Source organism: Arthrobacter oryzae, from assembly GCF_031454875.1.
In the GTDB taxonomy this organism is placed as follows: Bacteria; Actinomycetota; Actinomycetes; order Actinomycetales; family Micrococcaceae; genus Arthrobacter; species Arthrobacter oryzae_D.
In genome coordinates this window covers 278,514-296,538 of the sequence record NZ_JAVDRQ010000008.1, presented here as the reverse complement: position 1 = coordinate 296,538, position 18,025 = coordinate 278,514, and the positions used below count along the sequence as shown (strand labels likewise).

Annotated in this window: 16 protein-coding genes; 2 read left to right on the top strand and 14 right to left on the bottom strand. The window is 66.5% G+C overall.

Annotated features, from left to right (window positions below; translation table 11 throughout):
* Positions 1-430: 430 nt before the first annotated feature.
* The 4 genes from tyrS to J2805_RS16330 form a co-directional block, all read right to left on the bottom strand.
* The gene (tyrS, locus tag J2805_RS16345) at positions 431-1,750 is read right to left on the bottom strand and encodes a tyrosine--tRNA ligase (RefSeq protein WP_309978020.1); all 1,320 of its coding nucleotides are present in this window, start codon (positions 1,748-1,750) and stop codon (positions 431-433) included.
* A gap of 146 nt (positions 1,751-1,896) precedes the next feature.
* Positions 1,897-4,125, bottom strand: coding sequence for a HelD family protein (locus tag J2805_RS16340; RefSeq protein ID WP_309978018.1), 2,229 nt, complete (start codon positions 4,123-4,125; stop codon positions 1,897-1,899).
* Positions 4,126-4,197: 72 nt separating this feature from the next.
* Complete coding sequence (locus tag J2805_RS16335; RefSeq protein ID WP_309978016.1) at positions 4,198-4,755, bottom strand: adenine phosphoribosyltransferase; 558 nt, start codon at positions 4,753-4,755, stop codon at positions 4,198-4,200.
* Between the two features lie 73 nt (positions 4,756-4,828).
* Positions 4,829-5,482 (bottom strand): DNA-3-methyladenine glycosylase, encoded by a 654-nt coding sequence (locus J2805_RS16330; protein ID WP_309978014.1) that lies wholly within the window; start codon positions 5,480-5,482, stop codon positions 4,829-4,831.
* A gap of 106 nt (positions 5,483-5,588) precedes the next feature.
* Between J2805_RS16330 and J2805_RS16325 the strand changes: the two genes are divergently transcribed.
* Positions 5,589-7,127 carry an AlkA N-terminal domain-containing protein gene (locus tag J2805_RS16325; RefSeq protein ID WP_309978013.1) on the top strand — a complete coding sequence of 513 codons (1,539 nt, stop codon included), beginning with the start codon at positions 5,589-5,591 and terminating at the stop codon, positions 7,125-7,127.
* A 31-nt stretch (positions 7,128-7,158) separates the two neighbouring features.
* Positions 7,159-7,653 carry a methylated-DNA--[protein]-cysteine S-methyltransferase gene (locus tag J2805_RS16320; RefSeq protein ID WP_309978011.1) on the top strand — a complete coding sequence of 165 codons (495 nt, stop codon included), beginning with the start codon at positions 7,159-7,161 and terminating at the stop codon, positions 7,651-7,653.
* Positions 7,654-7,688: 35 nt separating this feature from the next.
* Here the strand turns inward: J2805_RS16320 and J2805_RS16315 are convergent, their stop codons facing one another.
* The 10 genes from J2805_RS16315 to argC all read right to left on the bottom strand — a co-directional run bounded on the left by J2805_RS16315 (position 7,689) and on the right by argC (position 17,878).
* Positions 7,689-8,426 carry a maleylpyruvate isomerase family mycothiol-dependent enzyme gene (locus tag J2805_RS16315; RefSeq protein WP_309978010.1) on the bottom strand — a complete coding sequence of 246 codons (738 nt, stop codon included), beginning with the start codon at positions 8,424-8,426 and terminating at the stop codon, positions 7,689-7,691.
* 30 nt (positions 8,427-8,456) lie between these two features.
* On the bottom strand, positions 8,457-8,996 hold the full coding sequence (locus J2805_RS16310; RefSeq protein ID WP_309978008.1) for a pyridoxine/pyridoxamine 5'-phosphate oxidase: 540 nt from the start codon (positions 8,994-8,996) through the stop codon (positions 8,457-8,459).
* Positions 8,997-9,125: 129 nt separating this feature from the next.
* The gene (argH, locus tag J2805_RS16305) at positions 9,126-10,580 is read right to left on the bottom strand and encodes an argininosuccinate lyase (RefSeq protein ID WP_309978054.1); all 1,455 of its coding nucleotides are present in this window, start codon (positions 10,578-10,580) and stop codon (positions 9,126-9,128) included.
* A gap of 41 nt (positions 10,581-10,621) precedes the next feature.
* Positions 10,622-11,827: an argininosuccinate synthase gene (locus J2805_RS16300; protein WP_214971769.1), complete on the bottom strand. Its 1,206-nt coding sequence runs from the start codon at positions 11,825-11,827 to the stop codon at positions 10,622-10,624.
* A gap of 43 nt (positions 11,828-11,870) precedes the next feature.
* Positions 11,871-12,401 (bottom strand): arginine repressor, encoded by a 531-nt coding sequence (locus tag J2805_RS16295; RefSeq protein WP_309978005.1) that lies wholly within the window; start codon positions 12,399-12,401, stop codon positions 11,871-11,873.
* The gene (gene argF / locus J2805_RS16290; protein WP_309978003.1) at positions 12,401-13,408 is read right to left on the bottom strand and encodes an ornithine carbamoyltransferase; all 1,008 of its coding nucleotides are present in this window, start codon (positions 13,406-13,408) and stop codon (positions 12,401-12,403) included. The genes J2805_RS16295 and argF overlap by 1 nt, the downstream gene beginning before the upstream one ends.
* Entirely contained in the window at positions 13,405-14,700 is a 1,296-nt protein-coding gene (locus J2805_RS16285) for an acetylornithine transaminase (RefSeq protein ID WP_309978001.1), read from the bottom strand. The genes argF and J2805_RS16285 overlap by 4 nt, the downstream gene beginning before the upstream one ends.
* Complete coding sequence (gene argB, locus J2805_RS16280) at positions 14,697-15,656, bottom strand: acetylglutamate kinase (RefSeq protein WP_309977999.1); 960 nt, start codon at positions 15,654-15,656, stop codon at positions 14,697-14,699. Before argB ends, J2805_RS16285 begins: the two co-directional genes overlap by 4 nt.
* A gap of 27 nt (positions 15,657-15,683) precedes the next feature.
* Entirely contained in the window at positions 15,684-16,850 is a 1,167-nt protein-coding gene (gene argJ, locus J2805_RS16275) for a bifunctional glutamate N-acetyltransferase/amino-acid acetyltransferase ArgJ (RefSeq protein WP_309977997.1), read from the bottom strand.
* A complete protein-coding gene (gene argC, locus J2805_RS16270) occupies positions 16,847-17,878 on the bottom strand; it encodes an N-acetyl-gamma-glutamyl-phosphate reductase (RefSeq protein ID WP_309977995.1) in 1,032 nt (343 codons plus the stop codon). The genes argJ and argC overlap by 4 nt, the downstream gene beginning before the upstream one ends.
* Positions 17,879-18,025: the final 147 nt, after the last annotated feature.

Here is an 18,025-nt window from a genome sequence, read left to right as displayed (position 1 = left end):
CGGGGTGGCATAACCTGGCCAATTCAACCAATCCATATAAACAAATTGGTATCAACAAACTTGGCACACTATTGAGTTCTCAAACAACAGACACATTCGAATACTTCTCAAACAAATATTTGAATTCCGATGAATTCTCTGTTAGTATTTCTTCGCTGCGATGTTTCTAGCTTATTTCATTCATTTCCACTTTGCAAATCCGGGATATTCTCCCGAAATTCACTTAGTGGAATGAATCCGCCCAGCAAAACGTGAAGCAACATTTCATTTCTGCGCCTTGCGCATGAAGAATTGCTTCTCATTTGTAGGGGGTCTGTCACCACTCAGCGGCGGCGACTCAGAAAACAATACACGCTCCTTCCCGGCCCTGCAAATCGGCCGGAAAGGAGCGTGTGGTTGACGATCGGAACTCTGCCAGTCAGTGGATCTGCTAGCTCGAGGACACTGCTACTTCGACGGTTGCGAGGTTCTTCTTCCCCCGCCGCAGCAGCAGGTAGCGCCCGTGCAGAAGTTCGCTGCCCGCAATGACTGCATCGGGATCGGTCACCTTGGTGTTATTGACGTAAGCGCCGCCTTCACCCACTGTCCGGCGGGCCGCGGACTTGCTGTCCGAAAGCCCGGAGGCCACAAGCAGGTCAACGATGCCAAGACCGTCGGCGTCAATCCGTGCCGACGGCAGCTCGGCGGTCGCGGCCACCAGGGTGCGCTCGTCCAGGGCGGCGAGGTCCCCGCCACCGAACAGTGCCGCAGAGGCTGCAATGACCTTCTCCGTGGCTTCCACGCCATGGACAAGCGAGGTCACTTCAAACGCGAGCCTCCGCTGGCCTTCCCGGGCAAAGGGACGTTCGGCTATGGAAACTTCCAAAGCCTCAATTTCCGAGCGCGTCAGGAACGTGAACACCTTGAGCCGCGCCGCAACGTCAGCGTCGGCCGTATTGAGCCAGAACTGGTAGAAGGCATACGGGCTGCACATCTCCGGATCGAGCCAGATGGCGTTGCCTTCGCTCTTGCCGAACTTGGTGCCGTCCGAATTGGTGATGAGTGGCGTGCCCAGTGCGTGCACGTGCTTGCCCTCAACCTTGCGAATGAGTTCGGTGCCGCTGGTGAGGTTGCCCCACTGGTCCGAGCCCCCGGTCTCCAGGACACAGCCGTAGTCGCGGAAGAGCTGCAGGTAGTCCATACCTTGGAGGATCTGGTAGCTGAACTCGGTGTAGCTGATGCCCTCATCCGAGCTGAGTCGGGAAGCGACGGCATCCTTGCGGAGCATGGTGCCGACCCGGAAATGCTTTCCGATTTCACGAAGGAAGTCGATCGCGCTCAGCGGCGCGGTCCAGTCCAGGTTGTTGACCATCCTGGCGGCGTTTTCACCTTCAAAGCTCAGGAAACGGCGGACCTGGGCCTGGAGGTACCCGACCCACTCGGAAACGGTGTCCTTGGTGTTCAAGGTGCGTTCCGCCGTCGGCCGCGGATCACCGATCAGGCCTGTCGACCCGCCAACGAGGCCCAAGGGCTTATGCCCGGCCAACTGCAGCCGGCGCATCAGGAGCAACTGTACGAGGTTGCCCAGGTGCAGGCTGGGCGCGGTGGGGTCGAACCCGCAGTAATAGGTGATCGGGTCCCCGGCGAGCAGCTTTTCCAGTTCCACTTCATCAGTGGACACGTGGACTAGGCCGCGCCAGTTGAGCTCTTGCCAAATGTTGGCAAAGCTCGGATCGTTCTGCTGGGACTCGAGATCATTTAGTTGGGACACGTGATCTAAGTTAGCAGGATTGGCCGGCCGCCAGCGCAGCGTGACAAGTCGGGCCAGCGCAGCGTGGCAAGCCCGGCAGGCGCAGGCTGACAGCGCCGCGGAGCCAGCGGGAGGCCGGTGAAGTCCGGTCCTCCCGCCAGCCGAGGCTAGCGTTCGATGCCTGCCGGCACCGGGGCTGCTGAGATGAGCCGCAGCCGCTGCGTTGGGCGGGTCATGGCGACGTAGAGGTCGCCAACGCGTCCGTGCTCGTGGTTGAGCATCATGGCCGGCTCCAGCACCACAACGCCGTCGAATTCCAGGCCCTTGGCTTCCCGGGGGCTGATGACAACAATGTCCTGCTCGTAGCTGCCGGCACCGGTACCGACGCGACGGCCGTAGGCAGCCCGCAGTGCGGATGTGGCCTGCGGCAGCAGTTCGCCGTCGGCGATTACCGCGAGCAGACCGCCGTCGAGCGCGCCCAGCTCGTCCGGAAGGACCTCAACAAGCCGGCTGACCACGGCCCCGTCCTCGACGCGGTCAATGATCGGCGACCAGCGGCCCTCGCGGACGGCCTTGGGCGCCGAAACGACCAGCCCGGCAGCGGTGGCCATCCTGGCCGCCGCTTCCGCAATCTGCGACGGAGTGCGGTAGTTGACCGTGAGTTCCTCGAGCTGCCAGCGGTCGCCGAACATCGGTTCCAGCGCGCTCTGCCAGGAATTGGCACCCGCTACGGAACTGGTCTGGGCGATGTCGCCGACAATCGTGAACGATTTCAGCGGGCAGCGCCGGACCAGCAGGCGCCACTGCATGGGCGACAGTTCCTGTGCCTCGTCTACCACAATGTGCCCGAAGGCCCAGGTGCGGTCGCTGGTGGCCCGTTCCGCAGCGGTCAGCCGCGCTTCGCGTTCCTGGTTTTGGTCGACGAGTTCCTCGGCCGTCATCAGCACGTCCACACCGGCAGTCTCCATGTTCACCAGGGTCTGCTTCGCGTTGGCGATGTCCCGCGCCCGGTCGTGTTCCTGCTGGGCCAGTCCGCGGCCTGCGGCTGGATCGAGCTCGCCGAGGAGTTCCGCGGCCTCGTCCAGCAACGGCACGTCGGCCTCGGTCCAGGGGCTGTCCGCCGGGCGGCTCAGCAGTGCGCGTTCGGCGTCGGTCAGGTGCGGCGTGCAGGCTTCGAGGATGGCCGGCTTGCTGAACAGCTCGGAGATGAGCTTTTCCGGCGTCATCGGCATCCAGCAGAGGTTCAGCGCGATCCGGACATCGCGTGCGGTGCGGACGTCCTCGGCCAGGTACGACCTGTCAGCGTTGTTGCCGATACTGCCGGCTTCGACGAGTTCGGTCATCTGTTCGGTCAGTTCGCGGAGCAGGATCTTTACAAAGGTCAGGCGCGCCTCATTGTGCGGCTTGTGAGTTGCCCGGGCCTTTTCCCGTGCACGGCGGACCTGGCGGGGCGTCAGCGTCAGCTTGCGTCCGTCCACTTCAAGGATGCGGTCCTCGGCCGGTGTGCGCTGCCGGTTGGCCACGGCATTGGCCACCACCTCGGCCATGGAAAGCCGCCCCTTGACGGCTGCAACGTCCGCTTCCTGTTCGGGCACGGCATTGATGCCCGGCATCAGCCGGCCCACGCTCGCCATAACGACGCCTGTTTCGCCGAGGGACGGCAGGACGCGCTCGATGTACTTCATGAACGACGACGACGGCCCAACGAGCAGGACGCCCGCAGTCTTGAGCCGGTCGCGGTGGGTATAGAGCAGGTACGCGGCGCGGTGCAGTGCGACGGCGGTTTTACCCGTTCCGGGGCCACCCTGCACAACGACGGCTCCGGAGATGGAGGAGCGGATGATCCTGTCCTGTTCGGACTGGATGGTGCCCACGATGTCCGACATGCGTCCGGTGCGTTTGGAGTTCAGGGCCGCCAGCAGGGCGCCCTCCCCCTGCAGCGATTCGTTGTCGGCCAGCATGTCGGCGTCAAGGACGTCATCTTCGATCGCCTTGACCTCGCGGCCCTGCAGGATCAGGTGGCGGCGACGGCGCACGCCCTGGCGGTCGAAGGCCGTGGCCTGGTAGAAGTGCCCGGCTTCGGGCGCGCGCCAGTCAACCATGAGCCGCTGGAGGTCATCAGTGGTGAGGCCGATACGGCCGATGTACTGCGCCTCCCCCGAATCCAGGTCCAGGCGGCCGAACACCAGCCGGTCGTCCACAGCATCCAGCTGCGCCAGACGGTCCTCATAGAGGGCCGCGAAGGCGTCCCGTTCCGAAACGTTCTGCATGGTTCCCACGGCTCCGGCACGGCGGACCTGGGCCAGTTGAGTGCGCTTTTCCTCGCGCAGCTCATCCAGCCGGGCATACAGTCCGGCAACATAGTCCCGTTCATGGGCCAAATCAGCGTCGAACATTGAGACTTTCCCCTATCGCAAAAGACGGACCGTCCATTCTACAACCATTTTGATGAACGCGCCTGAAACACATCAGATCCGGATGAGCGAGCGGACACGGTGGCCGGTGAGTGCCGAACGCCCGCGGAGTTCACCGAGTTCCATGACCACGCCCACGCCGGCAACGTGCACGCCGCAGCGCTCAAACAGCCGGGCGGCGGCGCCGAGCGTACCTCCGGTGGCCAGCACGTCGTCGAGAATCAGCACACGGCTTCCGGCCGGGAGGTCGGTGGTGTGCAGTTCAAGGGTTGCGGTGCCGTATTCCAGCGCGTACTCCTCCGCGACCACCTTGCGAGGGAGTTTGCCGGCTTTCCGGACAGTGATCACACCGGTGTTTGTGGCGTAGGCGGCAGCGGCCGCCAGCAGGAAGCCGCGCGCTTCCACGCCGGCAACGGCGTCGAACTGTCCTTTGAACGGCTCAACCAGTGCGTCCACAACAGCGCGCAGCGCGGCACCGTTGGCAAAGACGGGTGTCAGGTCCTTGAAGACGATCCCCGGTTTGGGATAGTCCGGCACCGTGGCGCAGAGGCTGTTGACCAGCTGGTCCACGGGAACGGTTCTTCTGGCTTGGCCTGACTCGCTTTGATTCACGCATCCACCCTATGCCGGTGGCGGCCATTGTTCACGATCCGTCCGGGTCGCGGCGGCAGTTAACCGGCGGGCGTTAAACCGGGCGTGCTTTCGCGGCCTTGTAGCGCGAAACCGTGGGATCCCCGGTCAGCCAGTAGCGCCACGGGTAGGCGTGGCTGCCGCCCGCACCGGAAACTCCGACGCGCGGGCCCGTGCTGATGTCGCGTGCACGTGACACCGGCAGCTCCAGCGTGAACGGTTCGGCAAGGGCGTCCCTGCCACTGTCCGCGGTCGTCAGTCCCAGGGCCGTGGCCAGCCGGGCGGGACCGCTGGCCAGGTCCTTGGGCGATTTCGACGTCGGACGCCGGGTCCGCGCAAGATCCTCGCCCCCCACTATTTGTCCCCCGCGGAGTAGCAGTGCAGAGGCCACCCCTGGCGGTCCGCAGACAATGTTTGCGCAATAGTGCATTCCGTAGGTGAAGTAGACGTACAGGTGACCGGCCGGCCCGAACATCGGCTTGTTGCGTCCGGTGGGTCCGCGGAACGTGTGGGAGCCCGGGTCCGGGTGCGGCGAGTCGTGCGGTCCAAGGTAGGCCTCCACCTCGGTGATCCGCACCGAGACCGCACCTTCGGGACTGTCATGGGTGAGCACCGCGCCGAGGAGCAGGGGCGCAACGTGCCGGGCGTCTCCGGACAGCAACTGGCGGACGGCGTGTTCATGGCCGGTTCGTGGCGGGCTGCTGCTCATGCATCGACTTTAACAAAGACCAGCACAGCCTCGACCCGCAAAAGCCGTCCACGGCCATGTCCGATTTCCGCTAGCACCGGACGCGGCGAGCTGACACGATGGAGCAATGGACTTCTGGCAGCGCTACCGGGCAATCGATGCCCGCGACACCCGGTTCGACGGGCAGTTCTATACCGCTGTCCGAACCACGGGAATCTATTGCCGTCCGTCGTGCCCGGCCAGGACACCGAAGGCGGAGAACGTCACGTTCTATGAAACCTCCGCCGCCGCCCACGAAGCGGGGTACCGCGCCTGCAAGCGCTGCCTCCCGGAAGCTGTTCCGGGCACGCCGGCGTGGAACGTCCGTTCGGACATCGCCGGCCGCGCCATGCGGCTCATCAACGACGGCGTGATCAACCGCGACGGCGTGGAGGGGCTCGCCTCGCGGCTGGGCTATTCTTCACGGCAGCTCAACCGGATCCTCAGCCACGAGCTGGGTGCCGGGCCGTTGTCGCTGGCACGCGCCAGCAGGGCGCAGACCGCCCGGACGCTTCTGGTGTCCACGCAGATGAAGCTCGCCGACGTGGCCTTCGCAGCCGGGTTCAGCAGCGTCCGCCAGTTCAACGAGACCATCGGCGAGGTGTTCGACATGACGCCGACAGCGCTGCGGGGCACCGTCCGCCACCACCGGCCACCGGCCGCCACCACGGCACTGACGCTCAACCTCCCCTACCGGGAACCGTTCGATCCGGGCATCTTCGAGTTCCTCGCAGTCCGGTCCGTCCCTGGGATCGAAGCCGGCACCGCAACCTCCTACGCCAGGACCCTGCGGCTCCCCCACGCTGATGCCCGGTTCAGCGTAGATTACGACGCCGACGCCCCGGGGCGGCCCCTGATCCTCACCATCGGGGCGGTGGACCTGCGGGACCTGCCGTCACTGCTCAGCCGGGTCCGTCGGCTCCTGGATCTCGATGCCGACCCGGTGGCCATCGACAGTGCGCTGGCGTCCGATCCGCGACTGGCGACGGCCGTCAAAGCCGTGCCCGGCATGCGGATGCCCGGTGCTGTGGATCCGCAGGAACTGCTGATCCGGGCGATGATCGGACAGCAAATCACCGTGGCGGCCGCCCGGACCGCACTGACCCAGCTGTCCGCCTGCGGTAGCGAGAGCCTGGCGCCTGCGGACGGCCTGCACCGGCTGTTCCCCACGGCTGCCCAGATCGCCGATCCGGGCTTCGGCCTGCTGCGTGGTCCGCAGCGGCGGATCGATTCCCTCCGTGCCGCCGCTGCCGCCATGGCCTCCGGGAACCTCGAATTCGGCTACGGCGACGACTTCGCCGGGCTGCATGCCAAACTCCTTCCCCTCCCCGGGGTGGGACCGTGGACCGTGGGATATGTTGCCATGCGCGTCATCGGAGCCCCGGACGTGTTCCTGGCCAACGACGCCGCGGTGCGGAACGGGATCCTGGCCCTCGGCACCGGCGCCGAGGCGAACGGCCGGCCCTCCCCCGAACTCTCAGCGGATTTCACTGAAGTGCGCCCCTGGCGGTCCTATGCCACCATGCACCTCTGGCGCGCCGCGGCCCGGCGCTCGAAACCCAGTCCAAAGCCCACGCCCGATCCCCAGCCCCCGGCACCGGCCCTGACTGCCGCTCCGGCACTTTGACCCAGCAGATTTAGCCCAAGGAAGCGATGCCATGAAAGCCGAATTACTGACCATGTCCACTCCCGATGGTCCGTTCACCATCATTGCCCGCGACGGCGCCGTGCTGGCGTCGGGCTGGACCGCGGATCCGGCGGACCTGACCGGCCAGATCCACCCGGAACTCCTGCCGGATGAGTTCGTCCCGGTGGTGGCGCTGGGCGAAATTTCAGACGCCGTCGAAGCCTTCTATGCCGGCGATCCGGAGCCGGCCATGCGGGTGCCCGTACTGCAGAAGTCCGGGCCGTTCCGCAGCCATGCCTGGGACGTCCTCCGCACTGTCAGCCCGGGAAGGCCGGTGACATACACCGAGTACGCTCAGCTGTCCGGGAACGCCAAGGCAGTCCGCGCTGCGGCAAGTGCGTGCGCCCTCAACGCGGCGGCCCTGTTCGTGCCGTGCCACCGCGTGGTGCGGACAGACGGCACGCTGGGCGGATTCAGGTGGGGGCTCAAGGTCAAGGAAAGCTTGCTGGGCCGGGAAGAGCGCTGACGCCGGCGGAATGGCGGCACGGCCGGAGTGCAGCCCTATTTGGTGATCGGAACGCCCGAGGGCCACGGCAGGAGCTCCGGGAGGTCAACACCGTCGGCGGCAGCCGATGCGCGCAGGCTCCCCAGGGTGGGTTCGCGTCCGGCCAGCCAGGCGGCGATGTCCGTCAGCATTCCGCTGATGACCGTGGACCGGTTGCCCGTCCCCATGGTCACCGGCGGCAGGCCCAGGGGCTGGAGCACGAATTTCTGCCCCTCCGGAACACGTGCCGCCAGGAATCCGAACAGCTGCTCGCAGAACGTGCGGCTCCAGGTCTCGGGACCGAGTCCGGTGTTGAGGTCCGAGGTATGAATCACGAGTTCCCGCCATAGCGCGGATCCTCCGTCCAGCACTACTCCGCCGCGGTAGGAAATAGGTACCTGCCAGCCAGTGGCATCCAAGGAGTCGAAAGCCCGCAGTGCCCGTTCCAGCGCAGAGTCCAGGTCGGCACGGTGTTGCGCCAAGGTGTGTCCGGCGGCCATCCCGATCGCCTTGGTGCGGCCCTCCTGGCCGCCGTCGTAAAGTTCCACGGTTTCCCCGCGGCGGGCGAATTCGAGTTGCCGGGCCATGGCGTTCGAGATGCCGGCGATGTGCGCCAGCACGTGCCCGCGCGTCCAGCCGGGAAGGGCGGAGGGTGCCGGGACGTCTTCCTCGGTGAGTTTGCCGGCCTGGGAGGCAACGACGTCGGCAGCTTTGTGGAGTTCGGCGAGCAGCGCGTCCGGTGTGATTGCGGTCATACGGCAATCGTAGCGGACGGTTAATCCCACCTAACGCAACCCGTGCCCCTGGCCTGGACCATAGCGGTGGCGCACGTGCCGGCGGTCCCGGCGGGCCTGCCAGAACTCAATTTCAAGCGGCTGGACGGCATAGAGCTGCCAGTCCGGATTCGTGCTGCCGTCGGCCGCGGGCCTGGCGTCCCAGTCCGCCGCCGACGCCTCCGCGGAGAGCTCGACAACGCGGCCGGCCACACGGACCTGCCTGCCTTGAAGCGGCCAGTAGAAATTCAGCGCAGCCTTCGGGTTGGCCGCGAGTTCCTCCCCTTTGCGTGAGGTGCGGGACGTGGCGATGTGCCAGCCGTCGTCGTCGATGTCCTTCAGGATCAGCATCCGCGACGACGGTTGCGCTCCGGCCCCCACGGTGGAAAGGCTGCACGCGTGAGGCTGCGGCTCCCCCGCGGCCAGCGCCTCCGCGAGCCACTGCCGGAACAGTTCGGCAGGGTCCGCCGGGGCGGCTGCCGCATCAAAATCCGGAAGCTCTTCAGGGAAGTCCGGCAGGGCACGGAGGTACTGGCGGAAGGATTCGCTCATCCTCCCACCATAAACGCACGCACGCTCTCTCACTTTTCGCAGGAAAGTGGCCGACGCTCTCTCACTTTCTTGAGGAAAGTGAGAGAGCGTCAGCCAAAAAGCTGCAGGAATTGAGAGAGCGTGCGGCTGTTACGCGGCGTATTCCCGCACGCCGGCAAGCTCGGCTTCCAGCGCCACGAGCTGGCGTTCGACGGCGGCCGGCGCCGTTCCGCCCTGGGAGTTGCGGCTGTTGAGCGAGCCCTCGGTGCTGAGCACAGTGCGGACTTCCGGCGTCAGGTGTTCCGAGATGGCGGCGTACTCCTCATCCGTCAGGTCCCACAGCTCAACGTCCCGGCTTTCGGCCTGCTTGACGGCTGCGCCGGAAAGCTCGTGGGCCTCGCGGAAAGGCACACCCTGGCGGACCAGCCACTCGGCAATGTCCGTGGCCAGCGCGAAGCCCTGGGGTGCCAGCGACTCCATCCGTTCGGTGTTGAACTTCAGCGTTGCGATCATCCCCGAAACTGCCGGGAGCAGCAGCTCCAGCGTGTCGGCGGCGTCGAACACCGGCTCTTTGTCCTCCTGCAGGTCGCGGTTGTACGCGAGCGGCAGGCCCTTGAGCGTGGCCAGCAGCCCGGTCAGGTTGCCAATCAGGCGCCCTGCCTTGCCGCGGGCCAGCTCAGCGACGTCCGGGTTCTTTTTCTGCGGCATGATCGAGGACCCGGTGGAGTATGAATCATGCAGGGTGACGAAGGAGAACTCCTTCGTGGCCCACAGGATGACTTCCTCCGATACGCGGGACAGGTCCACGCCGATCATGGCAGTGACCCAGGCGAACTCGGCGAAGACGTCGCGGGAGGCGGTGCCGTCGATCGAGTTGTGGGTTGCCGAGAAGAACCCCAGGTCCGCGGCTACGGCCTCCGGGTCCAGTCCCAGCGAGGAGCCCGCCAGGGCGCCGGAGCCGTACGGCGAAACCCCTGCGCGTTTGTCCCAGTCCTGCAGCCGCTGCACATCGCGCAGCAGCGCCCAGGCGTGGGCAAGCAGGTGGTGGCTGAGCAGGACCGGCTGCGCGTGCTGGAGGTGGGTGCGGCCGGGCATGGCCACGCCCTGGTGCGCCTTGGCCTGGCCTACCAGCGCCTCGATGGTTGCCAGCACGCCGCGCCCGATGATCCGGGCGTGGTCGCGCAGGAACATGCGTCCCAGCGTGGCCACCTGGTCGTTGCGCGACCGCCCGGCGCGGAGTTTGCCGCCGAGCTGGGTGCCGGCGCGTTCGATCAGTCCGCGTTCGAGCGACCCGTGGACGTCCTCATCGGACTCAGCCGGCAGGTAGGCGCCGGAGGCAACGTCCTCATCCAGCTGCGTCAGGGCGGCGAGCATGCCCTTGAGCTCGGCGTCGTCCAGCAGCCCGGCTTTGTGCAGCACGCGGGCGTGCGCCTTGGATCCGGCGATGTCGTAGCGGGCCAGCCGCCAGTCAAAGTGCGTGGACTTGCTGAGTGCCGCCAGGGCGTCCGCGGGGCCGCCGGCAAAGCGGCCGCCCCACAGCGCGCCCGTGTTTGTTGAGCCGGTGGTTGAGCCTGTCGAAACATGGGTTTCGACAGGCTCAACCACCGGGCTGTGCCCTTGGGTCGGGTTCTGCTCAGCCACAGGGGCTACTTTCCTGCGACGCGGATGTCGCGGCCGGAGGCAACCTTGGCGGACATGCCCCACAGCTCGATGAAGCCGCGGGCCATCGACTGGTCGAAGGTGTCGCCGGTGTCGTACGTGGCCAGGTCGAAGTCGTAGAGCGAGGTCTCCGAACGGCGGCCGTTGACAATGGCCTGTCCGCCGTGCAGCACCATGCGGATGTCGCCGGAGACATACTTCTGGGTGTCTTCGATGAAGGCGTCCAGGGAGCGCTTGAGCGGGGAGAACCACTGGCCGTCGTACACCAGTTCGGCCCAGCGCTGGCCCACGGTGGCCTTGAAGCGTGCCTGTTCGCGCTCGATGGTGATGTCCTCAAGGTGCTTGTGCGCGGTGATCAGCGCCATGGCTCCCGGGGCTTCGTAGATTTCGCGGGACTTGATGCCGACGAGGCGGTCCTCGACGACGTCGATCCGGCCCACGCCCTGGGCACCGGCGCGGCGGTTCAGTTCCTTGATGGCCTGCAGCGGGGTGACCTTGACGCCGTCGATGGCCACCGGAACACCGGCTTCGAAGGAGATGGTGACCTCATCCGGCGCCGGCGGGAACTCCGGGGCGGCCGTGTAGTCGTAGATGTCCTTGGTGGGGGCGTTCCAGATGTCCTCGAGGTAGCCGGTTTCCACCGCGCGGCCCCAGACGTTCTGGTCGATCGAGTACGGGTTTTTCTTGGTGGTCTCGATCGGCAGTCCCTTTTCCTCGGCGAAGGCAATGGCCTTGTCGCGGGTCAGGGCGAGGTCACGGACGGGGGCGATGCACTTCAGGTCCGGACCGAGGGTCTGGATGCCCACTTCGAAGCGGACCTGGTCGTTGCCCTTGCCGGTGCAGCCGTGCGCAACGGTAGTGGCGCCGAATTCGCGGGCGGCCTTGACCAGGTGCTTCACGATCACCGGGCGGGAGATCGCGGAGACCAGCGGGTAGTGGCCCTGGTAGAGGGCGTTCGCCTTCAGCGTGGGGACACAGTACTCGTTGGCGAACTCATCAGACGCGTCGGCCACGTAGGCTTCGACGGCGCCGCAGCCCAGGGCACGCTGGCGGATGGTCTCCAGCGACTCGCCGCCCTGTCCGACGTCGACCGCCACGGCGATGACCTCGGCCCCGGTGGCTTCACCGATCCAGCCGATGGCTACGGAAGTATCGAGGCCACCGGAGTAGGCCAGAACAATACGCTCAGTCACTTCAAATGCTCCTTAGTTGTTTGGTTCTTGGTTGTCTTCAAGCTTATTGGCCGGCTTCCTCGGCGAATTGCAGGAAGCGGGCGGCCACATCCGCGCCGCCCAGCGGTTCCCGCGTGACCAGCAGCACGGTGTCGTCCCCGGCGATGGTCCCCAGGATGGACGGCATCACCGAATGGTCGATGGCCAGGGCCAGGAAGTTCGCCGCTCCGGGAGGGGTCCTGAGCACCACGATGTTCGCCGAGGCCTCAGCCGTGACCAGCAGCTCGCCGCAAAGCCGGGCGAGCCGGGCGTCCAGGATCTCCTGCGTGACGCCGGCCTTGGCCGCACGCTCCCCGCCCTCCCCCGGCACGGCGTAGACGAGCACGCCGTCCTTGCCGCGAACCCGGACTGCGCCGAGTTCCACGAGGTCGCGGGACAGCGTGGCCTGGGTGACCTGGACGCCGTCGTCCGCCAGCAGCGCGGCCAGCTCCGCCTGGGAGCGGACCGACTCGCCGGTCAGGATCGCGGTAATCCGCGCCAGCCTGGCCGTTTTGGTGGCCGGGCTTGCACCCGGCACCGACGGGTTGGTGGACACTAGAACGTGCTCTCCCCGGTACCTTCAACCGGAGAAAGACCGTCGACGAAGGCGAGCCCGGAGCGGTGCATCAGCCAGGCCATCAGGGCCTTTTGCGCGTGCAGGCGGTTTTCCGCCTCGTCCCAGACGATCGACTGCGGGCCGTCAATTACTCCCGCGGAAATCTCATAGCCGCGGTAGGCCGGCAGGCAGTGAAGCACGACGGCGTCCGGCGCCGCAAGCTGCATCGCCGCTTCGTCCACGGAGTAGTCCCGGAACAGCTGGAGGCGGGCTTCCTTCTCGGACTCCTGGCCCATGGACACCCAGGTGTCGGTGGCGACGACGTCGGAACCCTTGAGCGCCTCCGCGGCATCCGTGGTAATCAGGACCGAGCCGCCCGTTTCCGCTGCCCGTTCTTCCGCGGCCGCCACGATGTCGGCGGCCGGCAGATAGCCGTCCGGACCGGCGATGCGCACGTGCATGCCGGCCGTCACGCCGGCCAGCAGGTAGGAGTTCGCCATGTTGTTGGCGGAATCGCCGAGGTAGCTCATGGTGAGGCCCTTGAGCTGACCTTTGTGTTCCTTGACGGCAAGCAGGTCGGCCAGCAGCTGGCAGGGGTGGTAGTCGTCGCACAGGGCGTTGATGACCGGCACTTTGGAGTTCTCGGCCATGGCCACGAGTCCGGCGTGTGCGCCGGTACGCCAGACGATGGTGGAGACCATGCGTTCCAGGACCCTAGCCGTGTCCTCCACCGATTCCTTGTGTCCGATCTGTGCCTCACCGGGGTTGATGATGAGGGCGTTTCCGCCCATGTCCGCCACGCCGGCGGCGAAGGACACCCGGGTCCGCGTTGAGGTCTTGTCGAAGATAACGGCGACGGTCTTGCGTCCGCTGCCTTCGGCGGCGAACGGCTGCACGCTGTAGGGCGCGGCCTTCATGCGGACGGCGAGGTCCAGGACCTCGGCCTGCTCGGCCGGGGTGAGGTCGGTGTCCTTGAGGAAGTGACGGGTGGTTGCGGAGCGGGTCACTGGGCATCCTTTGCGGTCTGGAGGAGCGTGGGCAGCGCCTGGATGAAGCTGTCGGCCTGTTCGGCGGTCAGGATCAGGGGCGGGGCGAGGCGGATGGTGCGCGGACCGGGGCTGTTGACGATGAACCCGGCATCCAGTCCTGCGGTGACCACGGCTGGTGCGACGTCCGCGTCGAGGTCAAAGCCGATCAGGAGGCCTTCGCCGCGCACTTCCGTGACGCCGTCCACCGCGGCAAGCTTCGAGCGGAGGCGTTCCCCGACGCTGCGCACGTTGTCCAGGACGCGCTGGCTTTCAATCGCGTGCAGCGTGGCCAGCGCAGCGGCCGTAGCCACCGGGTTCCCGCCGAAGGTGGTGCCGTGCTGACCCGCCGCGAGGAGGGCTGACGTCTCGGGGCCGAAGGTGAGCAGGGCCCCGATGGGGAAGCCGCCGCCCAGGCCCTTGGCCAGCGTCACCGCGTCCGGGACGATCCCGGCGTCTTCGCTGGCCAGCCATTTGCCGGTGCGTCCGATGCCGGTCTGGACTTCATCGAGGATCAGCAGGGCGCCTGCCTTGGTGGTGGCTTCGCGCGCTTCCCGCAGGTAGCCGGCGGGCAGCGGGCGGACACCGGCTTCACCCTGGATCGGTTCGAGGAAGACAGCCGCCGTCGTCTCGTCGATCTCTGCCAGCAGCGCGTCGACGTCCCCGAACGGGATGTGGACCACGCCGCCGGGCAGCGGTTCAAACGGCGCCCGGTACGCTTCCTTGGCGGTCAGGGCCAGGGCGCCCATGGTCCGGCCGTGGAAGGCACCTTCCAGCGCGATGATCTTGGTCCGGGTTTTCCGGGTCCCTGCTTGCCCGCTGCCGTCGGCGCCGGACAACGGGCCGGCGCCGGAGTTGCGGCGTGCCAGTTTGAACGCGGCCTCGACGGCCTCGGTTCCGGAGTTCGCGAAGAACACTTTGGAACCCGTCGGCGCTTTGGCCAGTTCGAGCAGCTTTTCGGCCAGCGCGATCTGCGTGGGGCTGGTGAAGAAGTTGGAGACGTGGCCCAGGGTGGCCAGCTGGCTGGAGATCACCGAGGTCACGAACGGGTGGGCGTGGCCCATGGCGTTCACCGCGATGCCGCCGAGCAGGTCCAGGTACTCCTTGCCATCGGCATCCCAGACCAGGCACCCGGCGCCGCGGACCAGGACGCGCTGCGGCGTGCCGAAGACGCCCATGAGCGAGGAGGAATAGCGGGTCAGCCACTCGGCTCCGGTTGTGTGGCCGCGGGTTTCCACCAGCTCGACCACCGGGGACTTTTCAATCTGGCTCATGCGTTCGTTTCCTCGTCCGGGACCACCTGCGTGCCAATGCCCGCAGTAGTGAATGTTTCCAGCAGCATGGAATGCGGCAGGCGCCCGTCCACAATGTGCGCGCGCTCCACGCCTTCGTCCACTGCCTTCAGGCAGGCTGCCATTTTGGGGATCATGCCCGACTCAAGCCGCGGCAGCATCTCCCGCAGTTCTGACGCCGTAAGCGACGAGATAAGCGATGTCTTGTCCGGCCAGTTCGCGTAGAGGCCCTCAACGTCGGTGAGGATGACGAGTTTGGAGGCTCCGAGGGCCGACGCGACGGCGGCCGCCGCGGTGTCGGCGTTGACGTTGAGCACTTGGCCGGTGGTCTGGAACCGCCGTGTTCCGTCCTCGCTGCCGCCCTCATCAGTGATTTCCGGGGCAACAGTCGAAATCACCGGGATCCGGCCGGCGGCAAGGATGTCCTCGATGCCTTCCGGGTTGACGCCCACCACCTCACCGACAAGGCCCAGGTCCACTTCCACGCCGTCCACGACCGTTCCCGTGCGGACGGCCCTCAGCAGGCCGCCGTCTTCACCGGACATGCCGACGGCGTAGGGGCCATGGGAATTGATCAGGCCCACGAGCTCGCGGCCCACTTGGCCGGTCAGCACCATGCGGACCACGTCCATGGCCTCGGGGGTGGTGACGCGCAGGCCGCCCTTGAACTCGGACTCGATGCCGAGCCTGCCCAGCATGGCGTTGATCTGCGGCCCGCCGCCGTGCACCACCACGGGGTGGATGCCGACGTGGTGCAGGAACACCACGTCCTCGGCGAACGCGCGGCGGAGGTCATCGTTGACCATGGCGTTGCCGCCGTACTTGATCACCATGGTGGAGCCGGCGAAGCGCTGGATCCACGGCAGGGCCTCGATCAGGGTGCCCGCTTTATCCTGGGCGTCGCTCATGGATGTGGTCTCGCGTGTCTGGGTGCTCATGCTGTCTCCCGAAGGTGGGTGCGCCCGCTAGCTGGAGTAGGCGCTGTTTTCGTGGACGTAGTCGTGCGTGAGGTCGTTGGTCCAGATCGTGGCCTCGGCCTCTCCGGCCTGCAGGTCGATCTCGACCAGGACTTCGCGCGGTTCCAGATCCACCAGGCTGCGGTCGTCGCCGATGCTTCCGTCGCGGCAGATCTGCACGCCGTTCATGGACACATTCAGCCGGTCCGGTTCGAAGGCGGCGTCGGTGGTGCCGACAGCCGAAAGCACACGGCCCCAGTTGGGGTCTTTGCCGAAGATGGCCGCTTTGAAGAGGTTGGAGCGGGCTACTGCCCGGCTCACGATCTCCGCCTCCTTTTCGCTGGCGGCGTTGAAGGTGCGGATGGCAATGTCATGACTGGCCCCCTCGGCGTCCCCGATCAGCTTGCGGGCCAGCTCGGCGCAGACCTGGGTCAATCCGGCACCGAAGTCCCGGGCCGCGGGCACGGCGCCCGAGGCGCCGGATGCCAGCAGCACCACAGTGTCGTTGGTGGACATGCAGCCGTCCGAGTCCGCCCGGTCAAAGGTGACCCGCGTGGCATCGCGGAGCACGACGTCGAGCATTTCAGGCTGGACTTCCGCGTCGGTGGTGATCACCACCAGCATGGTGGCGAGACCGGGAGCAAGCATGCCGGCTCCCTTGGCCATGCCGCCGATGGTGTACTCGTTGCCTTCAGCGTCCTTGCCGGTGAAAACGGCTTCCTTGGACACCGAATCCGTGGTCATGATCGCCGTGGCGGCAGCAGGGCCGCCGTCTGCGCTGAGGGCTGACTTGGCCGCGCTGATGGCCGGGATGATCTTGTCCATGGGCAACTGCTCGCCGATCAGGCCGGTGGAGCAGACAAAGATGTCCGTGGCGGAGACGCCCAGCACCTCGGCGGTCTTTTCCGCCGTGGCATGGGTGTTCTGGAAGCCCTGCGGCCCCGTGCAGGCATTGGCGCCGCCGGAGTTGAGGACGACGGCGTCAACGCGGCCGTCCTTGACCACCTGGCGCGACCAGTGAACGGGCGCCGCGGCCACCCGGTTCGAGGTGAACACCGCCGCTGCCCCCTTCGAGGGGCCGTCGTTGACCACCAGGGCAAGATCCGGGTTCCCGGATGCCTTCAGGCCGGCTTTGACGCCGGCGGCCCGGAATCCCTTGGGGGCGGTAACAGTCACGGGGCAACTCCCTGCAGGTTGAGGCCGGCGGTTTCCGCCAGGCCAAGGGCGATATTCATGGACTGCACGGCGCCGCCGGCAGTCCCCTTGGTCAGGTTGTCGATGGCGCAGGTGACGATCACGCGGCCCGTGTGGGCGTCGAAGGCCAGCTGCATCACGGCATGGTTGGAGCCCTGCACGGACTTGGTGGCGGGCCACTGCCCTTCCGGGAGCAGGTGCACAAACGGCTCGTCGTCGTACGCCTCTTCCCAGGCGCCGCGCAGCTCCGCCGCCGTAACGCCGGGCTTTACCCGGGCCGTTGCGGTGGTGAGGATGCCCCGGCTCATCGGGGCAAGGGTGGGCGTGAACGACACCGTCACGGGCTCACCCGCGGCGTTGCCCAGCCCCTGCTCGATTTCCGGGGTGTGCCGGTGGCCGCCGCCCACGCCGTACGGGCTCATGGACCCCATGATCTCGGACCCGATGAGGTTGACCTTTGCGGCTTTCCCGGCACCCGAGGTGCCGGAGGCAGCGACGATCACGACGTCGTCGGGCTGGAGGAGGGTCGCGGCAAACCCTGGCGTCAGGGCCAGCAGGGCCGACGTCGGATAGCAGCCCGGGACCGCGATCCGGTTGGCTCCCTTGAGCTTTTCCCGCTGGCCCGGCAGTTCGGGCAGCCCGTAAGGCCACGTCCCGGCGTGCGCGGAGCCGTAGAACTTTTCCCAGGCGGCGGGGTCCTCCAGGCGGTGGTCGGCGCCGGCGTCGATCACCACCGTGCCTTCAGGCAACTGGGCTGCGATCTCCGCGGACGCCCCGTGCGGAAGGGCCAGGAACACCACGTCGTGGCCTGTGAGGTTTTCCACGGTGGTGTCCTCAAGGATGCGGCTGGACAAACCGTGGAGATGCGGCTGCAATTCGCCTAGTCTGGAACCGGCGTTGCTGTGCGCTGTGATGGCGCCGATAGTGACGTCGGGATGTCCGGCCAGGAGCCGAAGCACCTCACCGCCGGCGTAACCGCTCGCACCGGAAACGGCAACAGAAATAGTCATGGGAACGACTATACAGCAAGACTATGCATAGAAGCCGATATTTATGCATGCGATGAAGCCTGCCCTTGTTCATCGGCGATCTGGCGGCACCCTATCGGCGCCTTGTGGTTTGGCGGGCCAGCGTATGCTGGAAGAAGGGTGATCCTG